Source organism: Nesterenkonia cremea (assembly GCF_014642675.1).
Lineage (GTDB): Bacteria > Actinomycetota > Actinomycetes > Actinomycetales > Micrococcaceae > Nesterenkonia > Nesterenkonia cremea.
Genome location: NZ_BMIS01000001.1, coordinates 329,995 through 346,275, shown reverse-complemented (window position 1 = coordinate 346,275; position 16,281 = coordinate 329,995). Strand labels below are relative to the sequence as shown.

The following is a 16,281-nucleotide window of genomic DNA, read 5'->3' as shown; positions in this document are numbered from 1 at the left end:
TCTGCCCGGCGCAACGGGCACCCAAGGAGGAGACCATGCGAAGCACCTCGAGAATGCCCCGGCCCAAGGCGCTCCTCGGAACGGGGGTGATCCTGGCCTTCGCGCTGACCGCCTGCGAGGGAGAGGGCGCCGGATCCGCCGACCCGGACCCCGATGCCGACCCCAGCGACCTCACCGCCGGCGTCGCCATGCCCACCCAGACCTATGAGCGCTGGCTCAACGACGGCGCCGCCGTGGAGGAGGGGTTGGAGGAGCTCGGCTACAACGTCGACCTCCAATACGCCGATGATGACATCCCCACCCAGTCGCAGCAGATCGATCAGATGATCACCCAGGAGGTCGATGTCCTGATCATCGCCTCCATCGACGGCTCGGCCCTGACCGGTCAGCTCGACGCCGCGGCCGACGCCGGCATCCCCGTGATCGCCTACGACCGTCTGCTCACCAACAGCGAGGATGTGGACTTCTACGTCACCTTCGACAACTACGAGGTCGGCGTGAACCAGGCCAATGCGCTGCTCTACGGCCTGGGCGTGCTGGATGAGAACTTCGAGGAGGCCCAGGACGCCCCCGAGGAGACCTTGAACATCGAGCTCTTCGCCGGCTCCCTGGACGACAACAACTCCCACCTCTTCTGGGAGGGTGCGATCGACACTCTGGAGCCCTATATCGAAGACGGAACGCTCGAGGTGACCTCCGGCCAGACCGACATCGAGCAGGCCGCCACCCAGCGCTGGGAGCAGGAGACCGCCCAGGAGCGCATGGAGAACCTGCTGACCACCCACTACTCCGGCGATGAGGAGCTCCACGGAGTCCTCGCCCCGGCGGATCCGCTCTCCCGCGGCATCATCCAGGCCCTGCAGAACGACGGCTGGGGCGACACCATCGAGGACGGCCTGCCGGTGGTCACCGGGCAGGACGCCGAGATCGCCTCGGTCTCGCTGATCGCCGACGGCGTCCAGCACTCCACCATCTTCAAGGACACCCGCCAGCTCGCCGATGAGGCGATCGTCGCGGCGGAGGCCTACCTCAGCGGCGAAGAGCCGGAGGCCAATGACACCGAGACCTACGACAACGGCGAGATCGTCGTGCCCTCCTATCTGCTCGACGTGGAGATGGTCCTGGAGGACAACTACGAGGAGATCCTCATCGACTCCGAGTACTACACCCAGGAGCAGGTCGACTCCGGCCAGCTCTGACCGGACCGCCCTGAGCATCCGATCCTGACCCGCCGGGCCCACGGGCCCACCGACCCACGAGCCCATCGGCCCGGCGGGATCCAGCATCGACCCCACGGTCGAGGAGGAGGACCATGAGCGACCACATCCTCGAGATGCGCTCCATCACCAAGCGCTTCCCCGGCGTCGTCGCACTCTCCGAGGTGACCCTGAGCGTCCGCCGCGGGGAGATCCACGCGATCTGCGGGGAGAACGGCGCCGGCAAGTCCACCCTGATGAAGGTGCTCTCCGGGGTCCACCCCTCCGGCAGCTATGAGGGAGAGATCCACTTCGACGGCGATCACGTCAGCTTTTCCTCGATCAACGAGTCTGAGGCGAAGGGGATCGTGATCATCCATCAGGAGCTGGCCCTGGTGCCGCATCTCTCCGTGGCGGAGAACATCTTCCTGGGCAATGAACAGTCCGTCGCCGGGGTGATCAACTGGCACGAGTCCAACGCCCGGGCAGCGCAGCTGATGCGCCGCGTGGGCCTGGCCGAGAACCCCATCACCCCGGTGGGCCATCTGGGAGTGGGCAAGCAGCAGCTGGTGGAGATCGCCAAGGCGCTCAGCAAGAACGTCCGGCTGCTCATCCTGGATGAGCCCACCGCCGCGCTGAACGACGACGACTCCGAGCACCTCCTCAGCCTCATCCGCGAGCTCCGCGAGGAGGGCGTCACCTGCATCATCATCTCCCATAAGCTCGGCGAGATCGCCTCCATCGCGGACTCCACCACGGTGATCCGCGACGGCGCCACCATCGAGACCATCGATATGCACGCCGACGCCGGCACTTCCCCCGCAGTCAGCCCCGACGCCGCAACCCACCCCGACGCCGACCGTCCCCACATCGGGGAGGCTCCCGTCGTCGTCGGGGGCTCTCAGCAGCACAGTGCCGCGCTCACCCGGCGGATCATCCGCGGCATGGTGGGCCGAGACATGGCCAATATGTACCCGGAGCGTGAGGCGGAGATCGGTGAGGAGGTCTTCCGGATCCAGGACTGGCAGGTCCGCCACCCCACCCAGCCCGACCGGATGGTGGTGCGGGATGCCTCGCTGAACGTGCGGGCCGGGGAGGTGGTCGGCATCGCGGGCCTGATGGGTGCCGGACGCACCGAGCTGGCGATGAGTGTGTTCGGCCGGTCCTATGGGCGGGACATCCGCGGCACCGTGCACATGCACGGGCGGCCGGTGAAGATCCGCAGCGTGGCCGAGGCCATCCGGCACGGCATCGCCTACGTCAGCGAGGACCGCAAGCGCTATGGGCTGAACCTGATCCAGGACATCCGGCACAACATCACCGCCGCGGCGCTGAACAAGGTGGCTCCGCGCGGTTTCATCAACACCCACGAAGAGATCACCGTGGCCGAGCGCTACAGGGAATCCCTGAACATCAAGGCGCCCACGGTCATGTCGCTGGTGGGCCAGCTCTCCGGCGGCAACCAGCAGAAGGTGGTGCTGAGCAGATGGCTCTACACCGAACCCGAGCTGCTGATCCTGGACGAGCCCACGCGCGGAATCGACGTCGGCGCGAAGTACGAGATCTACTCCATCATCAATCAGCTCGCCGCCTCTGGGAAGGCGATCCTCATGATCTCCTCCGAGCTCCCCGAGGTGCTGGGCATCTGCGACAGGGTCTACACCCTGGCCGAAGGACGGATCACCGGTGAGCTCTCCGCGGCCGAGGCCGACCAGGAGCGGCTCATGGAACTGATGACCGCTGAGCCGGAGACGGCGGAAGGGAACTGAGGACATATGGCCGGCACCTCCAACATCGCGGAGCTCTTCACCCGGAACCTCCGCCAGAGCGGCATCTACATCGCCTTCGTGTTCATCGTGCTGCTGTTCACCGCGCTCACCGGAGGCACGCTGCTCAGCCCCGGTAACCTGACCAATCTGGTCCTGCAGTACTCCTACATCCTGATCCTGGCCATCGGCATGGTGATGATCATCGTGGCCGGGCACATCGACCTCTCCGTGGGCTCCGTGGTGGCGCTGACCGGAGCGGTGGCCGCCGTCGTCGTCATCCGTGAGGGGCTGCCCTGGTGGGTGGGCATCATCGCCGCCCTGGCCACCGGGGCGCTGGTAGGCATCTGGCAGGGGTTCTGGGTGGCGATCGTCGGGATACCGGCGTTCATCGTGACCCTGGCCGGCATGCTGATCTTCCGCGGGCTGACCATGCAGACCTTGGACAATGTCTCGCTCTCCCCGTTCCCCAGCGAGTACCAGCAGATCGCCGGCGGCTTCCTCAACGGGCTGCTGGGCGGACCCGGCTATGACGTCTTCACGCTGCTGATCGGCGTTCTGGCGGTGCTGGGCTTCGCCGTGCAGCAGTGGCGGGTGCGGATGCGCAAGCTCGAATACTCCCAATCGGTGGAGTCGCTGTGGCTCTTCGCGGTGAAGGTTCTGCTGGTGGCCGCGGTGATCCTGGCCTTCGCCTGGCGGCTGGCCAATGCCCGAGGCATGCCGATCGTGCTGATCCTGCTGGCCGCGCTGGTGCTGATCTACGGGTTCGTCACCCAGCGGACCGTCTTCGGCCGGCATATCTACGCCATGGGCGGGAACCTGCAGGCGGCCAAGCTCTCCGGGGTGAAGACCACGCGGGTGAACTTCCTGCTCTTCGTGAATATGGGCGTGCTGGCCGCTGTGGCGGGCATCGTCTACTCGGCACGGTCCAACTCGGCCCAGCCCGGTGCCGGCTACATGTTCGAGCTGGATGCGATCGCGGCGGCCTTCATCGGCGGCGCCGCGGTGACCGGCGGTGTGGGCAAGGTCCAGGGCGCGATCATCGGCGGACTCATCATGGCGGTGATGTCCAACGGCATGCAGATCATGGGCATCGACCAGTCCACCCAGAACGTGGTGCGCGGCGTGGTCCTGGTGCTGGCTGTGGCCTTCGACGTGTGGAGCAAGAAGCGGGTGGCCACGGAGAAATGAGCCGCCGGCGTCGGGATATGCGTTCTTCCCGACGCCGGCGGCTCAGCTCAGACGGCTCACCCCCGGGACCTCAGAACAGTCCGCGCGGGTTGCCCTCGGCGTCGATGTCGATGTTCTCAGCCGCGGGCGCGGAGCCCAGGCCGGGCATGGTCTGCATAGTCCCGCAGATGGGGTAGACGAATCCGGCTCCGGCGGAGAGCCGGACCTCGCGCACCGGCAGCCGCCAGCCGCTCGGGGCTCCCTTCAACGCCGGGTCCGAGGACAGCGAGAGGTGCGTCTTGGCCACGCAGACCGGCAGGTGCCCGTAGCCGGCCTCGGTGAAGGCGGCCAGCGCGGTGGAGGCCGCGGGAGAGAAATCCACGCCCTCGGCCCCATAGACCTGGGTGGCGATGGTCTCGATCTTCTCGGTCAGCGGCGCCTCCTCCGGGTAGAGGAAGCGGAACTCGCTGGGCTCTTCGGCGGCCTCCGCCACGGCTTCGGCCAGCTCTGCGGCACCGGCGCCGCCCTCGACGAAATGCGTGGACAGCGCGCAGCGGGCACCCTCCTCCGCCGCGACCTGGGCGATCACCTCATGCTCGCTGGCGAAGTCGGTGGGGAACGCGTTGACCGCCACCACCGGGGTGACGCCGTGGCGCCGAATGATCCGCAGCTGGGCCCGCAGATTCTCCGCGCCCAGCAGGACGTCCTCAGGGCTCTCGCCCAGCATCCCCTCGGGCAGCGGCTTGCCGGCCACCACCCGGTGCCGCCCCGAATGCACTTTGAGCGCGCGCACGGTGGCCACGACGACGGCGGCATCGGGCGTCATGCCGGAGAGCCGGCATTTGATGTTGAAGAACCGCTCCGCCCCTATATCCGCGGCGAATCCGGCCTCGGTGATCAGATAGTCGGTGGCGCGGCCGCCGATCAGGTCGGCCACCACGGAGGAGTTGCCGGTGGCGATGTTGCCGAAGGGCCCGCAGTGCACCAGCGCAGGAGTGTGCTCCACGGTCTGCAGCAGATTGGGCCGCAGCGCCTCCTTCAGCAGCACGGTCATGGCCCCGGCGGCCTTGATGTCCTCAGCGGTGACCAACTCCCCCTCAGGGGTGCTGCCCACGACGATCCGGCCCAGTCTGGCCCGCAGATCCTCCAGCGATCGCGCCAGGGAGAGCGTGGCCATCACCTCGGAGGCCGCGGTGATGTCGAAGCCGGTCTGGCGGAGCGGGCCGTTCGCCGTCGGGCCTCCCCCGGCGGGCCCCAGACCAGTGACGATCTGGCGCAGGGAGCGGTCGTTGACATCCATGACGCGGCGCCAGCTCACCCGTTCGGGGTCCAGGCCGGAGGGGCTGCCGCGGTGCAGGTGGTTGTCCACCATGGCCGCCAGCTGATTGTGCGCCGCGGTGACGGCGTGGATGTCTCCGGTCAGGTGCAGGTTGAGCCTCTCCATGGGCACCACCTGGCTCCAACCGCCGCCGGTGCCGCCGCCCTTGATGCCCATCGTGGGGCCCAGCGAGGGTTGCCGGACCGCAACGGCGGCGCGCCGCCCGGTGCGCGCCATCCCCTGACTGAGCCCGACGGCCGTCGTCGTCTTGCCCTCGCCCAGCGGAGTGGGAGTGATGGCGGTGACCAGAATGAATCTGGCCTGCGGACGGCCGGCCAGGCGCTGGATGGCCGCCAGGTCCACCTTCCCGACGCCGCGCCCGTAGGGTTCGATCTCCTCCTGTCCCAGGCCCAGCTCGGCTCCGATCTCTTCGATGGGCCGCAGCTGGGTCTGGGCGGAGATCCCCAGGCTGTCCTGGGCGGTGAGCGGTGGATGCGAGTTCGCCTGCGGGGCGGCGGGCGGACGCTGACTGGCCATAGGGCGATCCTCCTTGAGCGGCGTTCAGACAGTGCCGGCCGGGCCGAACGCCTGCTTCGGCGTCTCCTTGGTGGGGTCTACGAAGGGCTTGGGCACCACGACTGCGTCCACCAGGCCCTCCGGCGTCTGGATCTGCAGCGCTGTGCCGAGCTCGCTCAGGGCCACGGGGACCATGGCGAAGCCTATGTTGCGCTCCAGTCGCGGGGAGAAGCAGGCGGAGGTGACTTCGCCGACGCGTTCGCCGCCGTGGAGGACGCCGAAGGCCTCGATCATGGAGCCGTCGTTGAAGGTGCCCAGCGGCTCGCCGCCGATCTCTACGCCGGCCAGCCTGCGGCTGACGCCTTCCTCCTTGATCCTGGTCAGGGCCTGCTTACCGATGAAGTCGGCCTCCTGCTCCAGGTCCACCATCCAGTCGTAGCCCATACCCACTTCGAAGGGGTTGGTGCCGAAGGTGATGTCGCAGCCGTGGGCGAGGATCCCCGCCTCGATGCGGCGCAGATGGCAGGGGCCGATCACCTGCATCCCGTAGGGCTGACCTGCGGCGAAGACGGTCTCCCAGAGGCGCACGCCGTCCCGGGAGGCGTTCTTCACGTAGATCTCGAAGCCCAGCTCCGCGGTGTAGCCGGTGCGGGAGACGATGACCTCCATGCCGTCCAGCTCATACTCGTGGAGCCGATAGTAGCCGACGTCGTAGACGCCCACACCGAAGATGGAGGCCATGACCTCGCCGGAGAGCGGACCCTGAACCTGGACAGGCCCGACATCCACCTCCTCGATGGTCACGTCCATGCCCGAGTTCAGGGCCAGGCCGCGTGCCCAGAGCAGGATGTCACTGTCGGCCAGAGAGAGCCAGAAGTGGTTCTCGCCCAGTCGGAGCAGGACGGGATCATTGAGGATGCCGCCGTCCTCACCGGTGATGAAGACGTATTTGCACTGGCCTACGTCGCATTTGGACAGGTCCCGCGGGACCAGCATGTTGGTGAAGTCGAAGGCGTCAGAACCGGTGATCTCGATCTGACGCTCCACGCCGACGTCCCAGAGCGTGACGCCGTTGAGCAGAGCCCAATATTCGGCCACGGGGTCGCCGTAGTGGCGGGGGTGATAGGTGTGGTTATAGACGCTGTACATCGCGACGCCGTGGCGGCGCGACGCCCAGAAGAACGGAGATTTCCTGAGCCGCGGATATAAGAGGATCCGAGGGTCAGGGATGACGGAGCCGGCGCCGTCGTCGAGGATGATGCGGCCTTCATCGAGTGTCATGGGAGCCTCCCCGGATTCTGCCTCGTCGTTGAGACACCTCCAGGATGGCATTGTGTTCTGCATCACACAATAGGGTGCGCAGAGTGCGACAGAGAGGGCACTGCGGAGCAAGGCTGGCGGGGCGTCAGCTGTGTTGAGCCCCCGGAAACTCTGCCGCTCAGGACACCATCCCGTGGAACTCAACACATCGAACAGGCCTCGAGGGACCAGGCGGGCATGCAGTCGGCCTCAGGCCGCGCTCATGCCCACCAGAGATGACTATCCCCACCCGACGTCGGGCAGGGATGCGCAACACCCCTGGGCGTTGTCCGTGATGGCCCGGAAAGATCGTACAGGCGGCTCTGACCCGGCGCACCCCAGCCAAGCCCAGAGTGCGGATCACCTGGCCGGCCACTCCAGGTTCGACCACAGGGATGCCACGGCACCCTGCCACTGCCACCCGTCGATACCAATAGTCGCCCTCGGCAGAGAGCATTCTGACTCCGCCCTCCTCATCGCGTGCAGTCTGGGCAACGCGTAACTCCTCTGACCATCCATCAGTGATGGTGCGCCCCGAGCGTCGGCAGCAGATCTGCTTCCAGGATCAAGCGCTCCTCACCGCGGCCAGACCACCCGGCAGCGAGGACAGAACAGCCGGACTCGACGGCAGGCCCTCCAGCCGACAGCCGATCATCGCATTGGACGATCACGGGGGCCGGAGGCAGCTCGCTCGCGAAGACACACAGGGCCTTGCGCAATGTCTCGTCAAACTCCTTCAACAGGACGATCTCACCGAACTCATCGTCGGCCGTGCCGACGTGAGCCTTGGCCCACCTCATCCTGGCCAGCCCACCGATGCAACGAGCATCAATCGCCACCAGGCTGGACGGAGACGAACTTTGTCGACCGAGAAGCGACAGGAGTATTCGGGCTGGCGGTCCAGCATCAGACACACCACTCAACCCCTCAACACATGTTACGGTAACTCAAAGGAACTTGTATTCCGACAATAAAATACTCAAAGTTTCGCAATATATACAGAATGAAGAACAGTCATTAAACTGGCTCTTCCCAGATGAGGGTGTAGGTCGGCCGGGCGCGTCGGTCCGCAGGTAGACGTCGAGGTCTCCCGACGATGGAGGTTCCTACGCCATCCATCCGAAAGACCTCGACGTGACCGACGCTACCCCGCCGGCCGGCTTCGGCCGCCCTGACCTGACCGCCTTCGCGTCTCATCCCAATCGACCCTGATCGAGTCTGCTGACCCCCTCGACGAGAACGCAGCGACATCACAGCCACCCAACCCCGACCGTCCGGGAAGCCGGGACACGTCACATGGCCTGTGCTGCGGGCGTGTCGAGTGGGTCGTCCAGGGGCGACGCAGGAGCGTCGACGCGACGTGCTGAGAGGTGGTTCCAGTCGAGCACTAGGACACCGGCTACAGGCATGGCGATAGGTCAGGAACGGCGTCGCTCCCTACGCAGGAGGGAGCGCAGAGTCTCGGCGTTCGCGTAGCCGACCCGTAGCGCGATCTCGGCGGAGGTGAGGTCCGTGGTTGCTGAGAGGTGCCGAGCTCGTTCGATGCGAAGCCGTTGGACGAAGCCGAGCGGAGTGAGGTTGAGCGCCGCACGGACTCGTCGTTCGAGGGTGCGCCGGCTGGTGCCGAGCGACTGCGCGACGAAGGCGACGTTGAACGGTTCGTCCAGGCGGGCGCGCACGAAGCGTTCGAACTCGACGACGATCGGGTCCTCGTGCCGGAGATGTTCGTAGGCGACGAAGGCCGCCTGCGACGGACGCTCGTCGATGATGAGGAGCTTGGCGACATGTTGGGCCAGGTCGGGGCTGATCGATCGCACGAGTGAGAGCGCGAGGTCGATGTGGGCGAACGCGGCGCCGGCGGTGACGAGGTTCCCGTCGACCACGACCATGGTGTCGAGATCGAGGGCGACGGTCGGATAGCGCTTCAGGAACTCCGGCCCCAGGAACCAGCTGGTCGTCGCCCGCCGATGATGCATCCGTCCGGTCTCGGCGACGGCGAACACGCCGGTGCACGCTGCGGCGATCCGGGTGGTCGCCTCGTCGAGGCGCCCGAGCGAGGCGATGACCGAACGAGCATCTCGGCTCTGGAGGGCGTCGTTGGTAGCGGCGGCCGTAAGGGTTCCAAGCGCAGGGACGACGACCACGTCGAACTCTGCGGACTCCGACAGTGGGTGGTCCACCGACAGGGTCATCGATGCCGTCGTGGTCACTCGCCGTTTCGGTCCGAGGATGGCGAGTTCGATCGGGTCGATCCGCGGGTCGACATCGCCGCGGGCTCCGTCGGCCACCCGCACGATGTCGATGATCGACGCGACAGCCGAACCGAAGCAGCCGTCGATCGCGATCAGTCCGATACGCATGACGTAAACAATAGCAATACTGCCGTATACGCCACTCCCCACCGGCCCTCGCTCGTCATACGCTGAACTCGTCCCACGAAGAACCCCGACGTCAAGGAGAGTCCCTCATGTCCACACCCGCATCACTTCCGTATGCCTTCGTCGCCAAGATCGTCGCGGCCGATGGACAGCACGACGCGGTCGCCGATCTGCTCGCCGGCGCTGTCGCACTCGCCAACGAAGAAGTAGGAACGATTGTCTGGTTCGCGGTCAGGACCCACGCCGACACCTTCTGGATCTTCGATGCATTCCCCGACGAAGCCGCTCGCGACGCCCACGCCAACGGCGCCATCGTCGCAGCCCTGATGGCCAACCAGCACCTCCTCGGCGCAGCACCCGAGATCCTGGCGGCCGACGTCCTCGCGTCCAAGCTCCCGTAGTCCGCCAACGCACGAGACGATCGCGCCCCGCCGAGCCGTCGCCAGGTCGCGACGCAACGCCACGCCGCGTTGCCGAGCGGAGCGAGGCCTATCGGCACACGGACAGGATGCCGGCCGCGAGCGCTCGGCCGGCGAGGGGTCCGTCGCAGAGGAGAGCGATGTCGGTGTCGGGCAGAGCCGTGAGGCCAGCGCATCGCGCGACCACCAGAACCGAACCGCCCCTGCCCTGCGTTTCCGCAGGTCAGGGGCTGTTCGCCAGAGCCGCCTGTCGGAATCGAACCGACGACCTAATCACGTCGGCTTTGCGTCTATCGCTTGATTGCGCCCACTGGGCGAACGAGCCGCTGACCTGCGCAAACGCCGAGCGTGGAGGGCGCCGCCATCCGGTGGTGACCGACGACGACCGACCAGTACCGACCGTTTCACCGGAGCTTGCGGCGGCGTCGAAGCCGAGCAAGCTCCATTCCTTTAGCTCACCGCGCCCTCCTCCTCGCCGGTCCCGTCGTCGTCGAAGACGTTTCAGGGGTCTTCCCAGATGAGGGTGTAGGTCGGCCGGGCGCGTCGGTCCGCAGATAGACGTCGAGGTCTCCCGACGGCGGAGGTTCCTACGCCATCCATCCGAAAGACCTCGACGTGTCCGACGCTACCCCGCCGCCCTGACCTGACCGCCTTCGCTCGACTCGACGGCCTCGGTCTGAGCGTGACCGGACAACGACTTGAACCGGATCGTGCGGTCCTCGCGTGCCGCGTGGTGGAACCAGATCAGTGGTGCCGACGGTGCGGCAGCGAAGGCGCTGCTCGTGACACCGTGATCCGGCGGTTGGCCCACGAGCCGCTGGGCTGGCGACCGACCGTGCTGGAAGTTGTAGTGCGCCGCTACCGCTGTGCCGACTGCGGACACGTGTGGCGCCAAGACACCAGCGCCGCGGCGGAGCCACGCGCGAAGCTCTCGCGCACCGGGCTGCGGTGGGCGCTGGAAGGGATCGTGGTCGCACACCTCACCGTCGCCCGTGTCGCCGAGGGACTCGGGGGCGCGTGGGACACCGCCAACAACGCGGTCCTGGCTGAAGGCAAGCGGCTGCTGATCAACGACCCCACGCGGTTTGAGGGCGTGAAGGTCATTGGCGTCGATGAGCACGTCTGGCGCCACACCAGGCGTGGCGACAAGTACGTCACCGTGATCATCGACCTCACCCCGGTCCGCGATGGCGCCGGCCCAGCAAGGCTGCTGGACATGATCGAGGGCCGGTCGAAGGCGGCGTTCAAGACCTGGCTCGCCGACCGCGACGACGCCTTCCGTGACGCGGTCGAGGTGGTCGCGATGGACGGCTTCACCGGGTTCAAGACCGCCGCTGCAGAGGAGATCCCGGACGCGGTCACGGAGATGGATCCCTTCCACGTCGTGCGCCTGGCCGGTGACGCCCTCGACAGGTGCCGGCGCCGGGTCCAACTCGCGATCCACGGGCACCGTGGGTTCAGGGACGACCCGCTCTACAAGTCGCGGCGCACGCTGCACACCGGCGCGGACCTGCTCACCGACAAGCAGAGCGACAGGCTACGCGCGCTGTTCGTTGATGACGCTCACGTCGAGGTCGAGGCGACCTGGGGTGTCTACCAGCGCATGATCGCCGCCTATCGCCACGAGGACCGGCAACGTGGCCGCGAGCTCATGGAGAAGCTGATCACCGACCTCAGCGCCGGCGTCCCCAAGGTGCTCACCGAGCTCACCACCCTGGGCCGGACCCTGAAGAAGCGAGCCGCTGACGTGCTCGCCTACTTCGAACGACCCGGCACCAGCAACGGGCCGACCGAGGCGCTCAACGGACGGCTCGAACACCTGCGCGGCTCCGCACTCGGGTTCCGCAACCTGACCAACTACATCGCCCGAAGCCTGCTCGAGACCGGCGGCTTCAGACCCCAACTCCTACACCCCCGATTGGGATGAGCCATTAAACTCAAACAGCACACCGCGGCAGCTGGACTGGTCGCCCTGGGACTTTCCAGCTTGGGCGTGAGCGGAGCGCATGCACAGGAGTCTGCTACCAGCCCGGGGATACAGTTGTTGAGCTGGAAAGCCTGAGCGCGGAGGGATTCGCGGCGACAGTCGATGCAGGCAACATCGAGCAAGAGGGCGATGGCTCTCTGACCATCGAGAATGAGCACGGCGAGCATATCGGCGCTCTGGACACCCAGATCACCCTCGGTGACGGAGAGACTCGAACAATTGAGTACGAGGTCTCGGGTGGAAGCTTCGAGGCGACCTACAACTCCCCCATCACTGATGCTCAAGTTGAGAATTTTGTTCTGGACCCCAGTGAGGCTTCAGAAGGCGAAAACGGAGCGCAGGTGCAGTCCCGGTCTGTAGAATGTGGACTTTCAGTCGCAGCCGCTGGAGGTGCATTCCTTGGAGGAGTTGGAGCTGCCATGACTGCTCCTCTCACTGCCGGAGGCAGCCTCGTCGTAGCCGGTGCCGCAGTGACGTCTGGAACAGCTAACGTGAACGCCGCTTACCAGTGTTATGCCTAGCAAGAGAGACGAATGGAGCGCTTATGGCAGCCACTAGACCCACGACATTCGGACTGCTTCTCGGAGTTCTTGCCCTAGTTGTTTCAAGTATCGGGATCGCCATATGGTTTGCCTTGGGACTACAGAACTCCCTCACTCTGGGAGTTCTCATCTCAACCTTGATCATCTCTACGATCACTGTATTCATGTCTATCTGGCGACGCTCCGAACAGGAACAAGGTTCCTGACGAACGAGGGATCAATAGGGTTCTGAACCTCCCTGGACCTCACTCAGAACCCCTCAATTCAAGAGTGTGGAGACGTGAGCAGAACCAGGCCGCTCGCCACACCAGAGTTCAAGCCCCAGGCCAGAGCATTCCTGGCCTGGGGCTCTCTCGTGCTCAGACTGGGCGGCACGATCCCCGCAAGCAGGTGAACGAGCGGCCGACGTCGGACGCTCACTGCGGACGGCCGGACCACCGACGGATCCACGAAGGCCGCTCTCGGCTGCGCGCCTGAACCTCCGGCTCACGCAGTTCCGCCTGGCGGGCTCGCCACCTCCGCTCCGGGCGCTGCGCAGCCCAGACCGTGACGTCCGCCTCCACATCACGGGACACGGTGGGCAGCGGAGGCCTCTCCGACTGCTGATGACGGACCCGGATCACACCCTGGTTGAACCCTTCACATGGTTGAGCGCCTACCGCTCATAACAAAGGTCGATCGAGCACCTCGTCAAGCTGGGATTCTTCTCTGCGCAGCTCCACCGAGAGGGGCAGGATCGCGAGCTGCTCGCGCTTGACCAGGCTCTTGAACCACCAGTCAGGGTCATAGTGGTCGGTCAGCTCGAGGGGTTCACCGCTGCGGGGAAGGACGTCGAGCTCTCCTCGCTCAGTGGCCCGCGAGGCGGGAACTTGTTTCGGGCAGGTCCAGCACTCTTCCTCCTCGCGCTCGGCCATGCTGACCTTCGCCATGAACCGCCCCTCCGATCAGACCTCTCGCCGCATCGAGAGCCGCTTGAAGATCGACGGCGAACAGGTGCCATCCTTCTGCGAGATCTTGCGCGTCGTCCTCACTGAGATGCTTCCACTGCAGTCCGACACCCGGGCGACCAGCCGCATGAGCGCCACCTTGGCGCTCCAAACCCTCCATGACAAGGAACTGTGGGACCAAGGCCACACGGGGATGCGCAACGCCCCTGGGCATGGGCGCACCAGCACCCGAAGCTCTCACCAGATGTGGACCCACACACCATCCGATGTGTCTTGCCTCACCCTTGAGTGTTAACGTTAACATCGTCACGACTTCTCATGAAGGAGACCTCGCATGCCGTACAGCAACGACGCTGCAGGCCCCCAGGGCACAGACCCCGGCGGGCCGCCGCCTGAGGAGACCGCACTCGGAATCGAGCTGGGCTCCACCCGCATCAAGGCCTGTCTCACCGGCCCGGACCACCAGGTCCTCGCCACCGGCAGCAGCAGCTGGGAGAACCAGTTCATCGACCGCCTCTGGACCTACCCGCTGGACCAGGTCTGGTCCGGGATCCAAGAGGCCGTGACCGCCCTGTTCGACGACGCCGAACAGCGCATCGGCACCCGCCCCACCCGCTTCGGCGCCCTGGGCATCTCCGCGATGATGCACGGCCACCTCGCCTTCGACGCCGAGGACCAGCTGCTCACCCCGTTCCGCACCTGGCGCAACACCAACACCGCCGCGGCCGCCACCGAGCTCACCGAGATCTTCGGCCAGAACGTCCCGCTGCGCTGGTCCGTGGCCCACTACGCCCAGGCCGTCCGCGACGGCGAGGAGCACACCTCGGACATCCGCTTCCTGACCACCCTGGCCGGCTATGTGCACTGGAAGCTGACCGGGCGAAAGGTGCTCGGCGTCGGGGATGCCTCAGGAATGTTCCCCATCGACGATCAGACCCGCGACTACGACAAGACCATGCTGACCGCCTGCGATGAGCATCTGGGCGACCGCGGCGCGAGCATCCCCACCGCTGAGCTGCTGCCAGAGGTGCTCTCCGCCGGTCAGCCCGCCGGTGAGCTCACCGCCGAGGGCGCGGCCCTGCTGGATCCCACCGGCTCCCTGCAGCCGGGCGCCCCGCTCTGCCCGCCGGAGGGCGACGCCGGCACCGGCATGGTGGCCACCAACTCCGTGGCACCGCGCACCGGCAACGTCAGCGCCGGCACCTCGATCTTCGCCATGGTGGTCCTGGAGGAGCAGCTCTGCGAGGTCCACCACGAGATCGACCTGGTCACCACCCCCGCCGGGGATCCGGTGGCCATGGTCCACTGCAACAACGGCGCCTCCGAGCTGGGCGCCTGGGCCGGAATCTTCGGCGAGTTCGCCCGAGCCCTGGGCCACTCGGCGGAGCCGGCCGAGATCTACCAGGCGCTGCTGGGCGGAGCAGCCCAAGGAGACCCCGACGGCGGCGGCCTGCTGGCCTACAACTACCTCGCCGGGGAACCCATCACCGATCTCCCGGAGGGCCGCCCCATGGTGGTCCGCGGGCCCGAGAGCACGCTGAACCTGGCGAACTTCGCCCGCACCCAGCTCTACGGCGTCTTCGGCACCCTCTCGCTGGGCATGAAGGTCCTGGCTGAGGAGGGCGTCCGCCTGGAGAAGGTCTTCGCCCACGGCGGACTCTTCACCACCCCCGGCGCGGCCCAGCAGCTGCTGGCCGCCGCCATGGGCGTGCCGGTCTCGGTGGGAGAGACCGCCGCTGAGGGTGGATCTTGGGGCATCGCCGTACTGGCGGGATACCTCCGCGACGGCGCCGAGCAGCCCCTGACCGACTACCTGGACCAGCGCGTCTTCGCCGGGACCGAGCAGCATGTGGCTGACCCGGATCCGGCCGACGTCGCCGGCTACGAAAAGTGGCTGGAGGGCTACACCTCCGGCCTGGACATCCAGCGCACAGCGATCGAGGCGATCCGATGACATCTGCACCTGACCCCGTACTGACCGACCTGCCCCAGGACCTCCAGGAGGCCGTGGCCCAGACCCGCCGGACCGTGGCCGAGCTGCACGCCGAGCTGCCCCGCAACGGCCTGGTGGCCTGGACCGCCGGCAACGTCTCCCAGCGGGTCCCCGCCCACCAGGACGGCCCCGAGCTGTTCGTGATCAAGCCCTCCGGCGTCTCCTACGACGACCTGACCGCCGAGAACATGGTGGTCTGCACCCTGGACGGCGCCAAGATCGACGACGGCACCGCCGATGACCTCAAGCCCTCCTCAGACACCGCCGCCCACGCCTATGTGTACCGGCATATGCCCGAGGTCGGCGGCATGGTCCACACCCACTCCCCCTACGCCACCGCCTGGGCGGCCCGCCACGAGCCCATCCCCTGTGTGCTCACGATGATCGCCGATGAGTTCGGCGGAGACATCCCGGTGGGCCCCTTCGCGCTGATCGGCGACGACTCCATCGGCCAGGGCATCGTGGAGACCCTGCAGAACCACCGCTCCAAGGCCGTGCTGATGGCCGGCCACGGACCCTTCACCATCGGCAAGGACGCCAAGGCCGCGGTCAAGGCCGCCGTGCTCTGCGAGGAGACGGCCATGACCGTGCACGTGGCACGCCAGCACGGCGAGCCCGAGCGTCTGAGCCAGGAAGACATCGACAAGCTCTTCGCCCGCTACCAGAACGTCTACGGCCAGAAGAAGAGCGCCTGAACCACACCCCCACCGCCGCACCCCATACCAGCGCCGCAGCGACGCGGCAGGACAC

At 66.7% G+C, this 16,281-nt stretch carries 12 protein-coding genes; 7 read left to right on the top strand and 5 right to left on the bottom strand.

Features of this window, described 5'->3' with window-relative positions; genetic code table 11:
• The first annotated feature begins 53 nt into the window (after window positions 1-53).
• The 3 genes from chvE to mmsB all read left to right on the top strand — a co-directional run bounded on the left by chvE (window position 54) and on the right by mmsB (window position 4,153).
• A complete protein-coding gene (gene chvE, locus IEW85_RS01590) occupies window positions 54-1,199 on the top strand; it encodes a multiple monosaccharide ABC transporter substrate-binding protein (protein ID WP_188682498.1) in 1,146 nt (381 codons plus the stop codon).
• A gap of 113 nt (window positions 1,200-1,312) precedes the next feature.
• A complete protein-coding gene (locus tag IEW85_RS01585; RefSeq protein ID WP_188682223.1) occupies window positions 1,313-2,965 on the top strand; it encodes an ATP-binding cassette domain-containing protein in 1,653 nt (550 codons plus the stop codon).
• Window positions 2,966-2,971: 6 nt separating this feature from the next.
• Window positions 2,972-4,153, top strand: a complete 1,182-nt coding sequence (mmsB, locus tag IEW85_RS01580; RefSeq protein ID WP_188682221.1) for a multiple monosaccharide ABC transporter permease — start codon at window positions 2,972-2,974, stop codon at window positions 4,151-4,153.
• A 70-nt stretch (window positions 4,154-4,223) separates the two neighbouring features.
• On the opposite strand, the gene IEW85_RS01575 is transcribed toward mmsB, so the two are convergent.
• The 4 genes from IEW85_RS01575 to IEW85_RS01560 form a co-directional block, all read right to left on the bottom strand.
• Window positions 4,224-5,987 carry a formate--tetrahydrofolate ligase gene (locus tag IEW85_RS01575; RefSeq protein WP_188682219.1) on the bottom strand — a complete coding sequence of 588 codons (1,764 nt, stop codon included), beginning with the start codon at window positions 5,985-5,987 and terminating at the stop codon, window positions 4,224-4,226.
• A gap of 24 nt (window positions 5,988-6,011) precedes the next feature.
• Complete coding sequence (locus IEW85_RS01570; protein WP_188682217.1) at window positions 6,012-7,247, bottom strand: glycine cleavage T C-terminal barrel domain-containing protein; 1,236 nt, start codon at window positions 7,245-7,247, stop codon at window positions 6,012-6,014.
• A 536-nt stretch (window positions 7,248-7,783) separates the two neighbouring features.
• Window positions 7,784-8,065: a hypothetical protein gene (locus IEW85_RS01565; protein ID WP_188682215.1), complete on the bottom strand. Its 282-nt coding sequence runs from the start codon at window positions 8,063-8,065 to the stop codon at window positions 7,784-7,786.
• A 618-nt stretch (window positions 8,066-8,683) separates the two neighbouring features.
• Window positions 8,684-9,625, bottom strand: coding sequence for a GlxA family transcriptional regulator (locus IEW85_RS01560; protein WP_028654349.1), 942 nt, complete (start codon window positions 9,623-9,625; stop codon window positions 8,684-8,686).
• Window positions 9,626-9,732: 107 nt separating this feature from the next.
• On the opposite strand from IEW85_RS01560, the gene IEW85_RS01555 reads away from it, so the two are divergent.
• Window positions 9,733-10,044 (top strand): putative quinol monooxygenase, encoded by a 312-nt coding sequence (locus tag IEW85_RS01555; protein WP_033107114.1) that lies wholly within the window; start codon window positions 9,733-9,735, stop codon window positions 10,042-10,044.
• Window positions 10,045-10,660: 616 nt separating this feature from the next.
• The gene (locus IEW85_RS01550; protein ID WP_188682495.1) at window positions 10,661-11,989 is read left to right on the top strand and encodes an ISL3-like element ISPfr2 family transposase; all 1,329 of its coding nucleotides are present in this window, start codon (window positions 10,661-10,663) and stop codon (window positions 11,987-11,989) included.
• A 1,264-nt stretch (window positions 11,990-13,253) separates the two neighbouring features.
• Here the strand turns inward: IEW85_RS01550 and IEW85_RS01545 are convergent.
• The gene (locus tag IEW85_RS01545; protein WP_188682213.1) at window positions 13,254-13,520 is read right to left on the bottom strand and encodes a DnaJ family domain-containing protein; all 267 of its coding nucleotides are present in this window, start codon (window positions 13,518-13,520) and stop codon (window positions 13,254-13,256) included.
• A 352-nt stretch (window positions 13,521-13,872) separates the two neighbouring features.
• Between IEW85_RS01545 and IEW85_RS01540 the strand changes: the two genes are divergently transcribed.
• Together IEW85_RS01540 and IEW85_RS01535 are read left to right on the top strand one after the other, a co-directional pair.
• On the top strand, window positions 13,873-15,492 hold the full coding sequence (locus IEW85_RS01540) for a xylulokinase (RefSeq protein WP_188682211.1): 1,620 nt from the start codon (window positions 13,873-13,875) through the stop codon (window positions 15,490-15,492).
• Window positions 15,489-16,226 carry an L-ribulose-5-phosphate 4-epimerase gene (locus IEW85_RS01535; protein ID WP_188682210.1) on the top strand — a complete coding sequence of 246 codons (738 nt, stop codon included), beginning with the start codon at window positions 15,489-15,491 and terminating at the stop codon, window positions 16,224-16,226. Before IEW85_RS01540 ends, IEW85_RS01535 begins: the two co-directional genes overlap by 4 nt.
• Window positions 16,227-16,281 lie beyond the last annotated feature (55 nt).